Annotated in this window: 11 protein-coding genes; 5 read left to right on the forward strand and 6 right to left on the reverse strand. The window is 58.8% G+C overall.

Annotated elements, in window-relative coordinates; genetic code table 11:
• The first annotated feature begins 172 nt into the window (after positions 1-172).
• From aceE to msrA, 5 genes are all read left to right on the forward strand, one after another.
• Positions 173-2,818 (forward strand): pyruvate dehydrogenase (acetyl-transferring), homodimeric type, encoded by a 2,646-nt coding sequence (aceE, locus tag KGA82_RS14475; protein WP_008027850.1) that lies wholly within the window; start codon positions 173-175, stop codon positions 2,816-2,818.
• A gap of 11 nt (positions 2,819-2,829) precedes the next feature.
• A complete protein-coding gene (gene aceF, locus KGA82_RS14480; RefSeq protein WP_223450919.1) occupies positions 2,830-4,779 on the forward strand; it encodes a dihydrolipoyllysine-residue acetyltransferase in 1,950 nt (649 codons plus the stop codon).
• Between the two features lie 271 nt (positions 4,780-5,050).
• Positions 5,051-6,445 (forward strand): alkaline phosphatase D family protein, encoded by a 1,395-nt coding sequence (locus KGA82_RS14485; protein ID WP_223450921.1) that lies wholly within the window; start codon positions 5,051-5,053, stop codon positions 6,443-6,445.
• 406 nt (positions 6,446-6,851) lie between these two features.
• Positions 6,852-9,545, forward strand: a complete 2,694-nt coding sequence (locus tag KGA82_RS14490) for a GGDEF and EAL domain-containing protein (RefSeq protein WP_207284708.1) — start codon at positions 6,852-6,854, stop codon at positions 9,543-9,545.
• A 198-nt stretch (positions 9,546-9,743) separates the two neighbouring features.
• Positions 9,744-10,391 carry a peptide-methionine (S)-S-oxide reductase MsrA gene (gene msrA, locus KGA82_RS14495; RefSeq protein WP_008040336.1) on the forward strand — a complete coding sequence of 216 codons (648 nt, stop codon included), beginning with the start codon at positions 9,744-9,746 and terminating at the stop codon, positions 10,389-10,391.
• A 179-nt stretch (positions 10,392-10,570) separates the two neighbouring features.
• Here the strand turns inward: msrA and KGA82_RS14500 are convergent, their stop codons facing one another.
• From KGA82_RS14500 to KGA82_RS14525, 6 genes are all read right to left on the reverse strand, one after another.
• On the reverse strand, positions 10,571-11,410 hold the full coding sequence (locus KGA82_RS14500; RefSeq protein WP_223450924.1) for a 23S rRNA (adenine(2030)-N(6))-methyltransferase RlmJ: 840 nt from the start codon (positions 11,408-11,410) through the stop codon (positions 10,571-10,573).
• 117 nt (positions 11,411-11,527) lie between these two features.
• On the reverse strand, positions 11,528-11,851 hold the full coding sequence (locus tag KGA82_RS14505; RefSeq protein WP_223450925.1) for a hypothetical protein: 324 nt from the start codon (positions 11,849-11,851) through the stop codon (positions 11,528-11,530).
• Between the two features lie 387 nt (positions 11,852-12,238).
• The gene (locus tag KGA82_RS14510; protein ID WP_223450926.1) at positions 12,239-12,526 is read right to left on the reverse strand and encodes a contact-dependent growth inhibition system immunity protein; all 288 of its coding nucleotides are present in this window, start codon (positions 12,524-12,526) and stop codon (positions 12,239-12,241) included.
• Positions 12,523-17,187 (reverse strand): RHS repeat-associated core domain-containing protein, encoded by a 4,665-nt coding sequence (locus tag KGA82_RS14515; protein ID WP_223450927.1) that lies wholly within the window; start codon positions 17,185-17,187, stop codon positions 12,523-12,525. Before KGA82_RS14515 ends, KGA82_RS14510 begins: the two co-directional genes overlap by 4 nt.
• A complete protein-coding gene (locus KGA82_RS14520) occupies positions 17,187-17,924 on the reverse strand; it encodes a DUF4123 domain-containing protein (RefSeq protein ID WP_223450929.1) in 738 nt (245 codons plus the stop codon). Before KGA82_RS14520 ends, KGA82_RS14515 begins: the two co-directional genes overlap by 1 nt.
• Positions 17,914-19,830 carry a type VI secretion system tip protein VgrG gene (locus KGA82_RS14525; protein WP_223450931.1) on the reverse strand — a complete coding sequence of 639 codons (1,917 nt, stop codon included), beginning with the start codon at positions 19,828-19,830 and terminating at the stop codon, positions 17,914-17,916. Before KGA82_RS14525 ends, KGA82_RS14520 begins: the two co-directional genes overlap by 11 nt.
• Positions 19,831-20,186 lie beyond the last annotated feature (356 nt).

Below are 20,186 nucleotides of genomic sequence, written 5' to 3' on the forward strand. Positions count from 1 at the left end.
TTTACTACTCGTATATACATTCGAATAGCTGAAATGCCCGATGATTTGTAGTAAAACTACACGCCGCCGAATCCTACCTCTCGGCAATCCAAGAATTTATATCGTCTGCCCACAAGGCCAGTCGCAAACTCAGGCAACCGATTCTGGAAGCCTTTCCGCCCTGGAGCAAGCCATGCAAGACCTCGATCCCGTCGAAACCCAGGAATGGCTGGACGCCCTGGAATCGGTTCTCGACAAAGAAGGCGAAGACCGTGCTCACTATCTGATGACCCGTATGGGCGAACTCGCAACCCGCAGCGGTTCGCAATTGCCTTACGCCATCACCACGCCATACCGCAACACCATTCCCGTTACCCACGAAGCACGCATGCCTGGCGACCTGTTCATGGAACGCCGCATTCGCTCGCTGGTACGCTGGAACGCGATGGCCATGGTGATGCGCACGAACCTGAAAGATTCTGACCTGGGCGGTCACATCTCCAGCTTCGCTTCCAGCGCAACCCTGTACGACATCGGCTTCAACTATTTCTTCCAGGCCCCGACCGACGAACACGGCGGCGACCTGATCTACTTCCAGGGCCACACCTCGCCAGGCGTTTACGCCCGTGCGTTCATGGAAGGCCGCATCACCGAAGACCAGATGAACAACTTCCGCCAGGAAGTGGACGGTCAGGGCCTGTCGTCCTACCCGCACCCTTGGCTGATGCCTGATTTCTGGCAGTTCCCGACTGTATCCATGGGTCTGGGCCCGATCCAGGCGATCTACCAGGCGCGCTTCATGAAGTACCTGGAAGCCCGTGGCTTCATTCCGGAAGGCAAGCAGAAAGTCTGGTGCTTCCTGGGCGACGGCGAGTGCGACGAGCCGGAATCCCTGGGCGCGATCTCGCTGGCTGGCCGCGAGAAGCTCGACAACCTGATCTTCGTCATCAACTGCAACCTGCAGCGCCTCGACGGCCCGGTTCGCGGCAACGGCAAGATCATCCAGGAACTCGAAGGCGTGTTCCGCGGTGCTCAGTGGAACGTGACCAAAGTCATCTGGGGCCGTTTCTGGGACCCACTGCTGGCCAAAGACGTCGACGGCATCCTGCAACGTCGCATGGACGAAGTCATCGACGGCGAGTACCAGAACTACAAAGCCAAAGACGGCGCGTTCGTGCGTGAACACTTCTTCAACACGCCAGAACTCAAGGCGATGGTTGCAGACCTGTCCGACGACGAGATCTGGAAACTCAACCGTGGCGGCCACGACCCGTACAAGGTCTACGCGGCGTACCACGAAGCGGTCAACCACAAAGAACAACCGACCGTCATCCTGGCCAAGACCATCAAAGGTTATGGCACCGGTGCCGGCGAAGCGAAAAACACTGCGCACAACACCAAGAAAGTCGACGTCGACAGCCTGAAGTTGTTCCGTGATCGTTTCGACATCCCGGTCAAAGACGACGAGCTGGAAAACCTGCCGTTCTTCAAGCCAGAGCCAAACAGCGCCGAAGCCCGCTACCTGAGCGAGCGCCGCACTGCACTGGGCGGCTTCGTGCCACAGCGCCGCGCGCAGAGCTTCAGCGTACCGACGCCATCGCTGGATACGCTCAAGGCGATCCTCGACGGCTCGGGCGACCGTGAAATTTCCACCACCATGGCCTTCGTGCGGATCCTCGCGCAGCTGGTCAAGGACAAGGAAATCGGCCCGCGCATCGTTCCGATCATCCCGGACGAAGCCCGTACCTTCGGTATGGAAGGCATGTTCCGTCAGTTGGGCATCTACTCCTCCGTCGGCCAGCTCTACGAGCCAGTCGATAAAGACCAGGTGATGTTCTACAAGGAAGACAAAAAGGGCCAGATCCTCGAAGAAGGCATCAACGAAGCGGGCGCCATGAGCTCCTTCATCGCTGCCGGTACTTCGTACTCCAGCCACAACCAGCCAATGCTGCCGTTCTACATCTTCTACTCGATGTTCGGCTTCCAGCGTATCGGCGACCTGGCCTGGGCTGCCGGCGACAGCCGTACCCGTGGCTTCCTGATCGGCGGAACCGCCGGCCGGACCACGCTGAACGGCGAAGGCCTGCAACACGAAGACGGTCACAGCCACATCCTGGCTGCCACCATCCCGAACTGCCGCACCTATGATCCAACCTACGGCTACGAGCTGGCGGTGATCATTCAGGACGGCATGAAGAAGATGACCGAAGAGCAGCAGGACGTTTTCTACTACATCACCGTGATGAACGAGTCCTACCAGCAGCCAGCCATGCCGGCCGGTGTCGAGGAAGGCATCATCAAGGGCATGTACCTGCTCGAAGAAGACACCCGCGAAGCGGCGCACCACGTTCAGCTGATGGGCTCCGGCACCATCCTGCGTGAAGTCCGTGAAGCGGCGAAGATCCTGCGTGAACAGTTCAACGTTGGCGCCGACGTGTGGAGCGTTACCAGCTTCAACGAACTGCGTCGCGATGGCCTGGCCGTCGAGCGCACCAACCGTCTGCACCCTGGCCAGAAGCCTAAACTGAGCTACGTCGAAGAGTGCCTGAACGGCCGTCAAGGTCCGGTCATCGCGTCTACCGACTACATGAAGCTGTTCGCTGAGCAAATTCGTCAGTGGGTCCCGTCCAAGGAATTCAAAGTCCTGGGCACCGACGGTTTCGGCCGCAGTGACAGCCGCAAAAAGCTGCGTCACTTCTTCGAAGTCGATCGTCATTTCGTGGTGTTGGCAGCCCTGGAAGCATTGGCTGACCGTGGTGACATCGAACCTAAAGTGGTGGCTGAAGCCATCGCCAAGTTCGGTATCAACCCGGAAAAACGCAACCCACTGGACTGCTGAGGAGAGATTCTGTGAGCGAACTCATTCGCGTACCTGACATCGGCAGCGGTGAAGGTGAAGTAATTGAACTGTTTGTGAAGGTCGGCGACCGTATCGAAGCCGACCAGAGCATCCTGACACTTGAGTCGGACAAGGCGAGCATGGAAGTGCCTGCGCCGAAGGCCGGTATCATCAAGAGCCTGAAAGTGAAGCTGGGCGACCGCCTGAAAGAAGGCGACGAACTGCTGGAACTGGAAGTCGAAGGTGCTGCTGCGGCCCCTGCGGCTGCCGCGCCTGCTGCCAAAGCCGCAGAGAAACCGGCCGCTGCTCCAGCGCCGGCCGCTCCTGCTGCTGCGCCAGCTGCCGCTTCGGTTCAGCAAGTGCACGTGCCGGACATCGGTTCGGCGGGCAAGGCCCAGATCATCGAGATCCAGGTCAAGGTCGGCGACACCGTCGAGGCTGATCAGTCGCTGATCACCCTGGAATCCGACAAGGCGAGCATGGAAATTCCATCGCCTGCCGCTGGCGTGATCAAAGCCATCAGCGTCAAGCTCAACGACGAAGTCGGCACCGGCGACCTGATTCTGGACCTGGAAGTGGCAGGTGCTGCGGCACCGGCTGCGGCCGCTCCAGCACAGGCTGCTGCTCCTGCCGCTGCACCTGCGCCAGCCGCTGCCGCCCCGGCCGCACCGGTTGCCGACAGCGTTCAGGACATTCACGTCCCGGACATCGGTTCGGCGGGCAAGGCCAAGATCATCGAAGTACTGGTCAAGGCCGGTGACACCGTCGCCGCCGATCAGTCGCTGATCACCCTGGAATCCGACAAGGCGAGCATGGAAATCCCATCGCCTGCCGCTGGCGTGGTGGAAAGCATTTCCATCAAGCTGGATGACGAAGTCGGTACCGGCGACCTGATCCTGAAGCTGAAAGTCAAAGGCGCTGCGCCTGCTGCTGCCCCGGCTGCGGCGTCGGCTCCAGCCGCTGCGGCACCGAGCGCTCCTGCGCCAGCCGCCGCTGCTCCTGCTGCTCCAGCACCTGCGGCGGCTCCGGCCAAGTCGGGCGCCAAGGTTCACGCAGGTCCTGCCGTACGCCAACTGGCCCGCGAATTCGGCGTCGAGCTGAGCGCGGTCAGCCCAAGCGGCCCGCACGGTCGTGTGCTGAAAGAAGACGTGCAGGTTTACGTCAAAGCCATGATGCAGAAGGCCAAGGAAGCACCGGCCGCTGCTGCCGGCGCAACCGGCGGCGCGGGCATCCCGCCGATTCCGGTCGTGGACTTCAGCCGCTTCGGTGAAACCGAAGAAGTGCCGATGACTCGCCTGATGCAAATCGGCGCGTCGAGCCTGCACCGCAGCTGGTTGAACATCCCGCACGTGACTCAGTTCGATTCGGCTGATATCACCGAGCTGGAAGCGTTCCGTATCGCTCAGAAAGCCGTTGCAGAGAAGGCCGGCGTCAAGCTGACCATCCTGCCGCTGCTGCTCAAATCCTGCGCGCACATGCTCAAGGAACTGCCGGACTTCAACAGTTCGCTGGCACCAAGCGGCAAGGCGATCATCCGCAAGAAGTACGTAAACATCGGCTTCGCCGTCGACACCCCTGAAGGCCTGCTGGTTCCGGTCATCAAGAACGTCGACCAGAAGAGCCTGTTGCAACTGGCAGCCGAGGCCGCTGCGCTGGCTGCCAAAGCCCGCGACAAGAAGCTCACCGCTGACGACATGCAAGGCGCCTGCTTCACCATTTCCAGCCTCGGCCACATTGGCGGCACCGGCTTCACGCCGATCGTCAACGCGCCGGAAGTGGCGATCCTCGGTGTTTCCAAGGCAACCATCCAGCCAGTCTGGGACGGCAAAGCCTTCCAGCCGAAACTGATGCTGCCGCTGTCGCTGTCCTACGATCACCGTGTGATCAACGGCGCCGCTGCTGCACGCTTCACCCAGCGTCTGAGCAGCCTGCTGGCGGACATCCGCACCATCTTGCTGTAACACCGGCCGGCCCTCCTTCACCGGAGGGCCGTTCGCGTTTCACGTTTTCCGAGCGCCACGCTCGTACCTCAACCCCGCCAATTTGGCGGGGCTTTTTTTGACTTGAAGAAAGTCACTTTCCTACGTTAGTGGTTGAGTTAGCCCACAACTCGAATCCACTTCGGCACGATATTTTTTGCCGGCCTCCCACTAGGCTTGGTTATACAAATGACTAACTAAAGGTTTAGTCGGATTACTTATTTAGTTAATACCCCTTCGAATGGATTCGAATATGTTTAAACCTACAGTCGGCCCGATTATTGGCCACACTACAACTCAACACGCCCGTATCTTTTTACGTGGCGAGTTACAAGAAGACACTTTGGTGTTTGGTGGAATTCGTTATCGACGCAGCGGTGATACGCCGTGGTCCAAAGCAATATTCAAACAACTGACAAGCACGCGCGACATGTGCGACGTCTTTGCCCTCAACGATCTTGCCACCGATACCGAGTACGAATACCAGGCAGGCTGGTTCAGCCCCATGAGCCCCGTGCACACCGTGGAGACGGTTCAGGAACTGCCGCTGCAATGGCCCAGGCATGTCTACCGTTTCAGCACCCAGTCCGGCAATCCCGCAGCGCCACGGGCTTACATCGTCGGGTCATGCCGTTACCTGCGGATGACGGTCGGTGCACCTTCGTTCCCGCATCTGGGCGACCGGATCTTTGCCTCCATCACGAACCTGGCGCAGCGCGCCGAAACGCCCATCAGCGCCCTGTTGATGACCGGCGACCAAGTCTATATCGATGACTTGAACATCATCGCCCCTGATCGGGAATACAAGGAAATACTCAGCAAGTACCGCATGGCTTTTTCCCAGCCGCACATTTCAAAGTTAATGTCCGGCACGCCGACTTACATGATCCTTGACGACCATGAAATAGAAGACAACTGGCCCGCCAATAAAAACAAAAACGATGACCTTCTCTATAACAATGCCATCGCCGCTTATGAGTTATATCAAGCCAGCCATAGCCCGGCCCATGAGTTGCTTGAAGATGGGAACATCCATCAGCACTTGGAGCGCTATTGGTATCAATTCACCAACGGGGATATCGAATGGTTTGTCACCGACAGCCGGACCCGACGCAACCTGTCGGCCGGCGACCGGCGCATTCTCGACGAAGAGCAGGAGCAGGCCCTGTGCGAATGGCTGATCCACAGCCCGGCCCGGGTCAAATTCGTGGTCACCAGCGTGATGTTCTACCCCGACCGAAAACGCCTGGGCGATGACGCCTGGAAAGTCTTTCCGGAGCAACGACTACGGTTGCTGGAGACTATTCGTACACGCCGCATCAAGAATGTGTTCTTCGTGTCCGGTGATGTGCACGGCTCCCTGACCAGTCGGTTGACCCACAGCGAAGACCCGGACTTTGAAGTGCACACCATCGTCTCCTCGCCGCTGTGCAACAGCAAACTGCTGCCCTACGCCAAGGCCTCGACCTTCATCCTCGATCAGCCATTGGTGCGGACTGCCGCCGGAGATTATCGGCATGAACTGACCAGCCAGGTCATCAGCCAGGACAATTTCGCGCACCTGATCGTTGAGCCAGAACAGATCCGCGTCAGTTATCACGACCGCGACGGCAAACTTTTACAGTCGACGAGCATTACGTTGCGGTGATGCCGAAAACAGCGCCAGCAAGCCGGCTCCTACAGGATTTACGCGATCCCCTGTAGGAGCCAGCTTGCTGGCGATAGCGACCTCAAACTCTGCGCCGCCCTTCAGGCCGCCTTCGCTGGCAAGCCAGGCTCCTACAAGTCCGGTGTCGCTCCGCAGATCGAGAATTACCCCACCCCCCCCTGTAGGAGCCAGCTTGCTGGCGATCAGCCGCAACGCTTTTTCCAGCGAAATACGTTAGTTTTCAGCCATTACTGAAGAAATGTTCACGCCGGCCGACATATTCTTATAGCACTTGGCCTTCATGTCTCTTGTCAGTCGGTGTCGCAATGATGCAACCTTGCCGCAGGCAACAGTAAAGAGGGCGAGAGCCCGGCGCGATCAGCACATTCGAAGCGAGTTACCCTCCATGAAAAGCCAACCCGATGCCGCCAGCCGTATGGTGGCCGAGGTAGTGACGCAGTTGCCGGTGCCCTCGCGGCTCGGCATGCTGCGTTTCGAACGGCTGAATGAACCCAGCTGGGCGCTGCTGTTTCTCGATCCTAACTGCGAGCGACAGTTCGGCCTGCCCGCGGTGGAACTCTGTGCGCTGGTCGGCTCGCCCTATGCCAGCCTGATGGAGCCCGAAGCGCGCTATCAGCTGCATGACGCGGTCCAGCAACAACTCACCGACAGCCCGCATTACCTGATCCGCTACACCTTGCACACCGCCGCAGGCACCCTGAGCCTGCTGGAACTGGGCGAAGCCTACAAACAACACAATCGACACCTGCTGCGCGGCTACCTGCTGGTGGTCGATGGCATGTTCCAAGGCGATCCGCTGCTGCCGGCGCTGGACCTCGAAACCCAGAATTCGCGCTTGCAGATCGCCCTGGAACTCAATCAGCGCGCCCAACAGGAACAGCTCCTGCACCTGGACCGCGTGCGCGCCCAGCAAGACTTGATCCTGCTGCTGACCCGTCAGCGCTACAGCACCGGCAATTCCCTGCAAGAAGCCGCCGAGCTGATCACCCGCAGCGCCTGTGACATCTACGAAATCGACTGCGCCAGCCTGTGGAACCTCGACGGTTCGATGTTGGTGCCGATCTCGGCGTATCACCGCGCCACCCAGGAATACGCCCTGCCGGAGCCGATCGACATCAGTGGCTTCCCCGATTACATGGACGCGCTGCACGGCAGCCGTGCAATCGATGCCCACAATGCGATTCGCGATCCGCGCACCCGGGAAATGGCCGAAAGCCTGCGCCCGCGTGATGTGAACGCGATGCTCGACGCCAGCATTCGTGTCGATGGCCAAGTGGTCGGCGTGCTCTGTCTGGAGCAGACCGGTGCGACCCGCGCCTGGCAGTCCGACGAAATCGCCTTCGCCGGCGAGCTGGCCGACCAGTTCGCCCAGGTCATCAACAACCACAACCGTCGCACCGCCACCAGCGCCCTGCACCTGTTCCAGCGTGCGGTCGAGCAAAGTGCCAACGCCTTTTTGCTGGTCAATTGCGACGGCGTGGTGGAGTACGTCAACCCGAGTTTCACCGCGATCACCCAGTACTCCACCGAAGAAGTCCACGGCCAGCGGCTGTCGGAACTGCCGGCCCTGGAAAACCTCAGCGAACTGCTGTTCGACGCGCCCTCGGCGCTGGCCAAGAGCAACAGTTGGCAGGGTGAATTCAAGAGCCGCCGCAAAAACCTCGAACCCTACTGGGGCCAGCTGTCGATTTCCAAGGTGTACGGCGACAACCGCGAGCTGACGCACTACATCGGCATCTACGAAGACATTACCCAGACCAAACTCGCCCAACAGCGCATCGAGCGCCTGGCGTACACCGACAACCTGACCAACCTCGGTAACCGCCCGGCGTTTATCCGAAATCTGGATGAACGTTTCGCCCGAGACAGCGATACCCCGATCAGTCTGCTGCTGGTGGACATCGACAACTTCAAGCGGATCAACGACAGCCTCGGCCACCAGACCGGCGACAAACTGCTGATCAGCCTGGCCCGTCGCCTGCGCAACAGTCTGATCCCGAGCGGCAGCCTGGCGCGCTTCGCCAGTAACGAATTCGCCGTGCTGCTGGACAACACCGACCTCGCGATGGGCCAGCAAGTCGCCAACCAACTGCTGGCGACCCTCGACAAACCGATGTTCGTCGATAACCAACTGATCAGCGTCACCGGCTCCGTGGGCCTGGCCTGCGCGCCGCTGCACGGCCGCGACCCGCAAACCCTGATGCGTAACGCCGGGCTCGCGCTGCACAAGGCCAAAGCCAACGGCAAGCATCAGGTTCAGGTGTTCACCGAAGCGCTGAACGCCGAGGCCAGTTACAAACTGTTCGTCGAGAACAACCTGCGCCGCGCCCTGACGCAGAACGAGCTGGACGTGTTTTACCAGCCGAAACTGTGCCTGCGCAGCGGTCGCCTGCTGGGCATGGAAGCGTTGCTGCGCTGGAACCATCCGGAAAAAGGCATGATCCGCCCGGACCAGTTCATCAGCGTCGCCGAAGAAACCGGGTTGATCATCCCGATCGGCAAATGGATCGCCCGCCAGGCCTGCCGCATGAGCAAAGACCTGACGGCCGCCGGCCTGGGCAATCTGCAAGTGGCTATCAACCTGTCGCCCAAGCAGTTCTCCGACCCGGACCTGGTGTCCTCGATTGCCAACATCCTCAAGGAAGAAGCGCTGCCTCCAAGCCTGCTGGAGCTGGAACTGACCGAAGGCCTGCTGCTGGAAGCCACCGAAGACACCCACTTGCAGCTCGACCAGCTCAAGCGCCTGGGCCTGACCCTGGCCATGGACGACTTCGGCACCGGTTACTCGTCGCTGAGTTACTTGAAAAAATTCCCCATCGACATCATTAAGATTGATCGAAGCTTCATTCACGAAATCCCGGACAACCAGGACGACATGGAGATCACCTCCGCAGTGATTGCCATGGCCCACAACCTGAAACTCAAGGTCGTGGCTGAAGGCATCGAGACGGCCGAACAGCTGGCTTTCCTACGCCGCCACCGCTGCGACGTCGGCCAGGGCTACCTGTTCGACCGTCCGATTCCGGGCTCCGAGCTGATCGAAAAGCTCAAGCGCTACCCACGCGGCCCAATCGCCTGACTGCCCCACCGCAATCCCCCCCTGTAGGAGCGAGACCGGCTTGCCGGCGATGGCGGTGTGTCATCCAACGTAGATGTTGGATTTGCCGACCTCTTCGCGAGCAGGCTCACTCCTACATTGGGTAGTGCGTTACCAGGCAGCATTGGGCAAACTGGCGGTCTGACTATCTACATTTCAACCTGACTGAGAGGACTGATCATGGTTCTGCGCTCGGAAATTCTGGTGAACAAAAACGTGCTCCCGACTAAAGAACAAGCTCTGCCTGGCCGCGAATCCCCGATGACCGTGCCGGAAAAACACTTCGTCCACGACGCCCCGCTGCTGGGCCCGTTCGCCATGGACGTGGACTTTGCGATCTTCGGCCTGGGTTGCTTCTGGGGCGCTGAGCGCAAGTTCTGGCAGCGCGAAGGTGTGGTGAGTACGGCGGTGGGTTACGCCGGTGGCTTCACGCCGAACCCGACGTATGAAGAAGTCTGCTCGGGCCTGACCGGCCACAGCGAAGTGGTACTGGTGGTCTACGAGCCGGCGAAAGTCAGCTATGAAGAACTGCTGAAAATGTTCTGGGAACTGCACAACCCGACTCAGGGTATGCGCCAGGGCAATGACATCGGCACTCAGTACCGCTCGGTGGTCTACGCCACCAACCCGACGCAACTGGAAGCGGCCAAGAACAGCGAAAAAGTGTTCCAGGCCGAACTGACCAAGGCGGGTAAAGGCACCATCACCACCGAAATCGAAGAAGCGCCGACGTTCTACTTCGCCGAGGCCTATCACCAGCAATACCTGGCCAAGAACCCTGAAGGCTACTGCGGGATTGGCGGCACCGGCGTCACCTGCCCAATCTGATTTCCGGGCCCTAAAAGCATCGCGGGCAAGTCGGATCGCCGCACCGCTCGCTCCTACAGGATCGATGTCTGACCACACTCTTGTGATCGACATAAATCCCTGTAGGAGCGAGCGGTGCGGCGATCCGACTTGCCCGCGAAGGCGTCCTGTCAGACACCATCAATGCAACTGATCAGCAATCAACTCTCGGCGATCAACCAATCCATCTGCCACCCACCCTGGGTTTGTCCCAACTTCTTGGACAACCACGGCAGCAGCTCACGCAATTCCTCTTCCAGCCCCCACGGCGGGTTCGCGATCGCCAACCCGGAACCGTTCAGACTGTTCGGCGTATCCAGCGGATGCACCAGCAACTCCACCCGCAACAACTTCGGCGCGCCCGTGCCGGCCAGATCCTGATAAAAACGACGCAACATGCGCTGGTCCTTCACCGGATACCAGATCGCCGCCACGGTTTGGCGCATCCGGCCAATCGCTTCTTTCAGCGACGCCGCACAACGCTGCATCTCATCGAGCTGTTCAAACGGCGGATCAATCAACATCACCGCGCGCTTCTCCTGCACCGGTAACATCGCACGCGGCACATGCCAGCCTTCGCCCAAGTGAACCTTCACACGACGGTCGCCGGCCATGTTGTCCTTGAGCAACACACCGTCTTCGGGGTGCTTCTCGTTGAGCATCACCCGATCCTGCGGCCGCGTCAGACGGCGCGCCAGCTCCGGCGACCCCGGGTAATAGCGCAACTGGCCATCCGGGTTCATGTCGTGCAGCACCTTCATGTAATCGGCGGTCAGTTCCGGCAGATCCGGCTGATCCCACAACCGCGCGATGCCTTCCAGGTACTCACCGGTACGGCTCGCCTGATCGCCTTGCAGGTCATACAGACCAATGCCGGCGTGAGTGTCGAGATAGGCAAACGGCTGCTCCTTGCGCGACATCAGGGCGATGAGGCGGGTCAAGGTCAGGTGTTTGAACACATCGGCGTGATTGCCGGCATGGAAGGCGTGACGATAATTCATGATTGCTCCTGCGAAGGCCGGGAAGTTTACCTTGTACCGAGGCGAACGTCAGGGCTTCGCGGCTGAGCGGGCAGTGATCGTTCCCACGCAACGCATGGAAACGATCATTCAGCGGCGTTACGCGGAAGGCCGAGCCTTCAACCGCCGCCCCAACACATCCAGCACATCACACCCGTCCCGCAACGGAATGGCGCAGAGCAAGGCAAAGTCACTGAGGATGAAGGACTGGCACTCGATAGAACCGCGCATCGACAGGTTTTCGAGCACTTGGGTGACAGCGCGGATTCGATAGCTGGCGGCGTCGTACAAGACATCGAGCGGTGCGCGGGTATCGACGAACAGCGTGGGCATGTCGTCGCAGTTGCTGGTGAGAGCCATGAAGCGGTTTTCGGGGGGAGGGGTTGGTTTTTCGTAGGGTGGGTCGGGTTTGATTGTTGGCATTAGAAACTCCCAAAGAATAATGGAGCTGCCATAAGCCTTCCTACAGGCTAGGGTGGCAGCTATGCGCGAGGTAGGAATATCGAGACCTTTGGGAAAACTCGACCACGCCGAAGCGTGCCCGCGCATAGCCGCCGCAAATTGATCTTACGGACGCATGTTAACGGCCGCAAACCAAGCATTGACGCTATGAGCATCCCATCGGTCTTGAAGGGTTCCTACACCCCGCCGCTGCATTTGCAGCGACAGCCAAAGACTATCGATGGAATTCATTTCAAACCAGTTCATGGAAACCGCTACAACTTGAAGGAAACTTCCGACGACCTTGCCCGGAAATTTCGCTACACATCGTGATCCACGGCGTACAGCGAAACTCGGCACGCCCCATAGTTAAAGCATGCCGAGAATATGTTCCAACCAAGCCCTACCTGAGGGCCACGCGTGAGGGTAATAGTACGAGCATCCAATTTCTTCAAACAAAAATGCCTGAAACTGCTCTTCATTTTGGAGATTGCGCAAAACGATCTGCAATTCATCCTTCACCCGCAAAATCGTGTCAGAAGAAGACTCAGCAACAAATGATTTAACAACGTCATCTTCAGTCTCGTAATCAAAGTGCCAGTCCTGATGAAAGTAGCCAGCGAAAAACTGAAACAGCTCTGGAAATTTATTATTCATTTCTCTACATACCCCGTATGTATGCGATACCCGATGGGTGGTCTCTTGTCTCTTCGTAAAACTAGTAGCAGCTTGGAAGTCGGCGTTACGGTTGATGCATTACGCTTTAAATACACACCGACCGGATGAGAAACCGAATCCTTAATAACGAGCTGACCATCCTTACTCTTCATGAAAGTTTCTATTTGCGCTTTGTTGGCTGCTAACACGCTAGATATGGCTTTCTCTGCTGTGGCACGGTCGTAGAAGGTGGAAGTCCGACCTAGCCATGGCTCATCGCTAAGCCTTTTTGCCAACTGAGCTTTGGTTCGACCGATATGCTTCTCGATAAGATGCCCACCCCGACCTTCATGTGCAGCCAATCCACCTCCAGGAACAATTTCGCTATACGGCCCATCAACATCCACATCACCAGGACACGGGCCGCAAGCCAACCCCAACGGATCAACCCACCCCGTCGGATTCAGCGCATACCGATACCCGTTCAGCCCACCCGCCAACTTGACCGGATCCGGCGTCAGGTACCGCCCCACCTCCGGATCATAGTACCGATGCCGGTTGTAATGCAGGCCGCTCTCGGCATCGAAGTACTGCCCTTGAAACCGCAGCGGCTGCTCAAGTTGCTCGCCCCCACCGAACGCTAACCGCGTAACTTTTCCGTAGGCGTTGTACTTCGCCGACCAGACAATCTCGCCACCAAAATCGGTCAGTTCCTGCGGCGTACCGAGGTGATCGAGTTGGTAGTAAAACGGGCAAGCCTTGCGCGGGCCTTTGCCGTCGAGCATGGCCAATGGGCGGAAGGTGCCCGGTTCGTAAACATAGCTGCGGTAGTGTTCGCGACTGCTTTCAGCGACGAGGTTGTCGCCCTGCCAGAAGAATTCGGTGGTTTTACCCTCAACGGTTTTGGCGATGCGGCGGCCAAAAGCGTCGTAGCGGTAACTCGCGCAACGTCCGTCCGGGGTCGTGACGCGGACCAAGCGGTGCTGGCAGTCGTAGGCATATTCGGTGACGAGTTTCTGCCCGGTGCCGCGACGTTCGCGGATGAGGTTGCCGAAGGCGTCGTAGTCGTAATGCCGGTCGCCTTGCATGAGCAGGCGATTGCCTTTTACGGCAGCCACACCAGGGCGGTTTTGCATCAGCAGGTTGCCGGCCGGGTCGTGGGCGAAGCTCTCCGGTGGGTCGTCGCGGGTGTGGCGCACGCGGGTCAGGCGGTTGAGGGCGTCGTAGTAATAGCTGCGCTGGCCGTGGCGGCTGTCGGCGATGGTCGCCAGGTTGCCGTTGACCGAGTAGGTGTAGTGTCGCAGGTACAGCGGCCGGGTGTGTTGATTGATCGCGTGCGCTTGCAGACGGCCCTGTTCGTCGTAGTGGTAGCGGCTGGTGAGCTTGCCTTGTTGGCGCTGCTGTTCACGGCCAAACGTGAATTGATGGGTGGTGAGCGGCGCACCGTTGAGGTCGATGGCGGTCAGCGCGCCACCCTTGGCGTGGTGGTAATCGAGCTTGCTGCCGTCCGGCAGGCGCATGCGGTTGAGTTGGCCGCAGGTGTCGTAGCCGTAGCGCAAGGTGCCCCAGCCTTGGTGCTCGGTGATCAAACGGTCTTGTCGGTCGTACTCGAATTCCAGCGGATGATCGTGACCGTCGTCGACGCTGATCAGTCGGCCGAGGTTGTCGTAGCGGTATTCGACCTTGATGTCGTCGGGCAGCGTTTTGACCAGCAACCGCCCTGCCGAATCTCGCTCATAAGCGGTAACCCGCTGCGAGCCGTCGTCGCCGAACTCGGTTTTTTCCAGCAGGTTTCCATTGAGGTCGTAGGTGTACGCCGTGCGCTGGCCATCGAACCCGGTTTCCTGTCGGATCAATCCGCCAGGCGTGTAGTCCAGGCGATATTGTTCGCCTGATTCGTTTTCGATTTCTGTGAGCAGCAGCTGCGCGTTGTCGTAGCGATAGTTGAGCTGCGTGCCGTCGGGATTGATCCGGCGGCTGACCAAATGCAAACCATCGACGTATTCGTAGCGGGTAACGAGGCCAAGCTCGTCGCGTTCGGCAGTGATTTTTCCGTAGGCGTTGTAGCTGAAGGCGCGCGTGGCCCCTGTAGGAAGTGTCGTCTGAACCAGTCGCCCAACGGCGTCCCACCCGTAGTGAGTGAGCGATCCGTGTTCATCCTGATCGGTAATCCGCCGGCCCAGCACGTCGTAGGAAAACCGCCGCAGCCCACCGTCCGGCAGAGTTTCTTCAACCAGTTGCCCTAAAGCATTGCGGACGAAGAGATGGCGACTGCTATCCGGGTAACGGATCGACAGCAACTGTCCTTTTTCATCGTAGTGATAGTGGGTGACCTGACCGTCGGGATCAGTCTCTTCGGTGATGTCGCCCTGAGCATTGCGCTGATATTTCCAGACCGCTTTGCCGCGATACCGGGCATGCAGGAAACCGTTGCGATACTCGTAGGACGTGGGCTCGTCTTCCGGCGGAATCAGCGCCACCAAGCGTCCGACTTCGTCGTAGTGGTACTCGGTGACGGCGCCGAGCGGATCCTGCTCGGTAATCAATCGACCTTTATCATCGTAGGCCTTGAGGTGTTCGCCGCCATCCAGCTCGACCTTGCGCACCAATCGCGCCCGGTCGTCATGCTGGTAAACCTCTTCGCTGCCGTCGATGTTGTGGACAGTGACACTGCCCTCGTCATCCCAGACATAGCGCGCTTCCATCTGCGCAAACGACGCCCAATGCCGGACGCATCGCGCAGCCTTGCCGGACCTTTCCCACTCCCAGAAGAAACTCGCCCCACCGGCCAGTTGCCGCTGCCGGATGACGTGCTGGTCGTCGTAGTCGTAGCGCTCGCTTTCCCCGGCGGCGTTGGTTGCTTCGATCAGTCGAGCGTGCTCGTCGTAGCGATAACTGACCAGCGTCTGTTCGGTTATCCAGGCTTCGTCCGACGTGTCTGCCGGGACAAAACGCTGGTAGTCGACGGCAATCAAATGGTGCTGGTCATAGCGCAACAGCAAGGCACGACCGGCACCGTTGTCGAGGCGCTGGACACGGTCGCGGCGGTCGTGAGTGATGCGCAGCCGGTTGTCGTAACCGTCGCTGATCGCCGTCAATCGACCGTTGATGAAATGATAGAAACGCGTGTCGTCGCCAGCCTGGGCGAGGATCAGTTCTTCCGGGGCATCGCCCAGGTAAATCGCTGCACGCGAGAGGCTGTTGTGGATCGCCGGGCGCTCATTGCCAGGCAGCGGAAAGGCGGTGCGACGGTTTTCATGGTCGATCCAGACGACGCCATCGCCATCGATTTCCAGTCGGTGCGCAAGGCTGTGACTCCAGCCGAAACCGAGGCCGCAATCAATCTCGACGGCGCTGGTGCGGTAGAGCCGCGTGAGGTCGAACGGCAGGATTCCATTCAAGGAACCGTCGGTGAGGGTCAGCAGTTCTTCACCGGTGACCATCGACACCGGGCATTTGTTGGTGGCGGTTTTATCGGCGGCATCGGCGCTGTCGCCGTTGGGATTTGTTGCTTGCTTCGAGGCGTCGTCGCGGTGTTCGTTTTGTTTGAGCGTGGTGTTCTTGCGAGCATTCCAGCGCAGGTGCATGGCACCATTTTTCGGTCCGGCCGCGACGCCCCGTGCAGCGACTTTTTTGTAGCGGCTTACATAGTCCATGAAGTTGTTGATGATCGTAACCATCGACTTCACGAATGCCATCGCAGCCTGAAAAATCTGCGCGCTGTACTTGGCCAGGCGCACTGCCAACCAGGCAACACCAACCCCCACCACACTCAGCACCAGACCAATCAGCAGATCGATGACTAACCCGACGACAACTTTGGAAATGGCCTCGGCCGACGACTCGGCCAGTTGCGTCGGTGGCAACATTTCCAGCCATAGCGTCGCGGTGCGCACCAGCAAACAGAGTGCGGCCTCGTCACTGGCCAGCAACATGGCTTTTTCCATCATGTCTGGCGCGCTTTTCGCGAGCTCGGCCAGTTCGCCGGCGCTTTCACCCAGCTTTTCTACGAAGGCATTGGGGTCTTTCAGAATGTCGGTGAGCTCACCAATGCCATCCCAAACCGCCTGAATCGCCGCCCAACCGCCCGCCAATGTTCCGTTACCCGCTGCGGCCAGCGAAGCGGATGCGGATTGCTGCGACCACTCCGGTTTGAAGCCTCGCCACTCATTTCGCAGCCAGTCTTCCAACTGCTGGGTCAGGCCGTCGTAAGAAGAGAAAAGCTCATTAACTTGATCCGGCGTCACTTCACTCTGGACATGCACGCGGTAGAACTTCCCGGCAACGCCCCTGAATTGTCCCTTGCCGTTTTCATCAAGCGTGACAGTGGTTTTTTCGCCGCCATCAACGGCAATCACATCAACATCAATGTTCCCCAGCGGAACGTCATAAACCGATTCGAACTTGCTCTCGATCTGCAGAATTCCGTTTAGCGGACACTGCGCAACACTGGAGAAAAAGTCGTCATCACTGCGGCTCACCGACTGGGTGGTATTGCCCAGTTTGATCTGCCGGTCCATGTCCATCAGCGAGGGCAGGTCCATTGCCCGGCTGACCTTGTCGGCATTGCGACTTAAAAAGCCCTTGAGTTGCTGGCGATACACACTCAGCGTGTCCTTGAAACCGTCGAGCTCCTGCTCGATCCGTACGATCTGATCCATCAGTCCAGCTCCATCGACAGGTAAGCCACCAAGGCTGATTTCGGGGCTGGCGGCAGGCTCGGCTCTTCCAGAAAGATCGCGACTTTGCGCCGCAAAACGCTTTCGGAAAACGCCTCGAAAAGATCAGGACGGTCCTCGCTCAGCCACGTGAGCAAGTTGTTCAGCCGAGTGGTGTTTGATTGTTCACAGAGTTGCTTCAACAGCGTTGTGGAGATTTCCCACCATGGAAAAACCCCGGCGGTTTTCAGTGCAGTTCCACCGATGTCGAGCGGCTGACCATTGATCAGGCACCGCCCCACGACCGGTAGCAGTTGAGCAACTTCGACATCCGCAGACTGAAGAATCGGCAGCAAGTAACGCCCATCCCAAAAGCGGAAAAACACCGCGTTGCCATTGGGCAAAAACACTTGCGTGAGGCTGCGCAGATGTTCGATCAACACGTCTTGAGGCGAAGAGGAAACTGCCAGCCAACCCCAATCGCGAGACTCGGTAGTGGCGACCCAATCCAGAAACTCACTGTCAGCAGCGACGATTCCGACATAGGGCATGACCGGTTCCCACTCGGCATAAGCGGTGTCGGCCCAGATCGGGCTCGGAGCATGCAACGGACTTGATCTCTGCCAGGCGTTGAACGGCTCAGCGGAACTGGCATTGCCGAACACTGCGAACAACTGCTCGGAAGGCTCGAGTGGTTGGCGCTCCAGCCAAGTGAGGGGTGACAAGCACTCAGGCTGCACAGACACCACCCTTGCAGCGTTCACATTCTTCGCAGAATGGGGCGTCGCTTTTCAGGGTCAGAATCTGTGCGGCGCTGAGTGCCAGAAGTGTTCGTTGAGTGGTCGCGGCGCCCATGGCCGGCATCGGTGCACCGCCCAATTCAATCGGAACGCTGCTGAAGATCCCGGCGGGGCCGATGTTGATCCAGTGGCCACCTGCCTGAATGGTCGCGTTTGCGCCACCGTCGATGACAATTTGCTGGCCGGCGCTGGCGTGAAATTGCCCGCTCACTTTGAGGGTCTGGTTGCTGACGGTGATGGACCGGTCACCGTAAACATGCAGGTTATCGTTGGCACCAATCACCGCACTGCGCTGATTTCCGACCTGGACGTGCAGGTCGTTCAACACGTGTTGAGTCCAGTTTCGCTGGGCCCGCAGGTAGATTTCCTCGGCGCCTTTGCGATCCTCGATGCGTAATTCGCTGTAACCGCCGCCACCGGGACTGCTTTGACTGCGGAAAATGCTGCGGGTTTTGTCGGCGGGCAGATTCAGTGGTATCGAGTTGGCGCCATTGGGCACGCAGCCCATGACCATCGGTTTATCGACGTCGGCATCGAGAAACCCCACCAACACTTCCATGCCGACCCGAGGAATCAGTGCGATGCCGTAGCCTTCATGCGCCCAACCGGTGGCGACGCGCAACCAGCAACTGGAATGCTCATTGCGCTTTGCGTCACGATCCCAGGCGAGCTGAACCTTGACGCGGCCGTACTCGTCACAGTGGATTTCACTGTCGGTGGGGCCAGTGACTACGGCGGTCTGATAACCGGTGAAAGAGGGTTTCCCGATCAGGGGCGGGCGAAACGAAACATCCCACGGCGTCGCCAGAAAGGTATTGCGATAGCCCTGAAAATCATCCGCCCCGTCGCTGCTGACTGACTCTTCGAGCACTTGCGGCTGACGGCCATGGTGTTCGATTTGGGTGATCAGCCACAGGTCATTCCAGGCCTGGCGCGGATGTTCCGACAACGCCAGGAAGTGACCTGTCACCAAAGCGGGCTCATCGCTGCGACCTTCAGCCTGACGGTAGTCCGCGTTGTGGCGCTCCAGTGCTCGTTGAGCCAACGCCTTGCCTGATTCGCGATCCGTGAACTGGCCGGGAAAGTGATAATCCTCAAGCGTCGGCAGTTGCCCGTTGTCGCTTCGGCTTTCAAGTTGCAGCCCGGGTTTGTGGAAGTCGTAGTCGCGACGGGCTACCGAAGTGGTGCGGGTTTCCAGCCGCACGTTGAAGCGATTGATCGCGGGCGCGTCGGCCGCCATTCCGGTGTCAGGCGAGAAAAGTGTCGGCTTGTCGATCAGGGGGAAAACCGTCTGGTCGTCACCAAACACCAGCAGGTGCCCGTCGGGGCTGTGTTGAAAGTGGTAGTGAATGCCGATCTCGGCGCACAAGCGCTGGATGAACGCCAGATCGCTTTCCGCGTATTGCACGCAGTACTCGCGATCGGGGTAATCGCTGCCGAGCTGAAAGGCGAACGCATCGCGTTGGATGCCGTGATCCTCAAGGATTTGCGCAATGATCACCGGCACACTTTTGTGCTGGAAAATCCGCTGATTGATGCGCTGGTCGAGGTAGGTCAAACGCGGAACCAGGCTGACTTGATAGCGCGTCAGACACTTACCGGAATCGCCCTGGCCAACCCGAAAAATCTGACCGTGAATACCGCTGCCTTGTGTATCGAAACTCAGAAATGCCTGACGATGCAGAAGGCTTTCGAGCTCGATGTCCGGCCGTTCACTGACCAGTTCCAGGTCAAAGCGATAAGGCTGGCTGATGGCTTCCTTGCCGGTGAACTCAAGCACCTTGAGGTCATGCTGGTCACCGTCGACGGTCAGCGTGAAGCGCGGTTGATTAGCAAGAGCGAACATCCGATGTGTCTCTGCAGAGTGAAGGCGGGCGATTCTGCATGAGCGACAAGGGGTGTTGACGAAGGGACAGGAAACTCAGATTTGTCGTGCTTTTTTTAGAGAATTTTCCTTCATAAATCAGGACAGCGAACTACAGACATTCCCTCAGGAAGGTCGGGGTTAAATCAAATTACGCCTTCGCGGGCAAGCCTCGCTCCTACGGTTTTTTGGTTGCGCCCATTAGTTTTGAATCAATGCAATCCTGTAGGAGCGAGCGGTGCGGCGATCCGACTTGCCCGCGAAGGCGGCATCGGCAACACCAAACTTTTCCCCGCCCAATAAAAACGGCCCGCCTCCAAAGGAAGCGGGCCGTTTTC

Origin of the sequence: Pseudomonas sp. BF-RE-22 (assembly GCF_019956155.1) — a bacterium.
Lineage (GTDB): Bacteria > Pseudomonadota > Gammaproteobacteria > Pseudomonadales > Pseudomonadaceae > Aquipseudomonas > Aquipseudomonas migulae.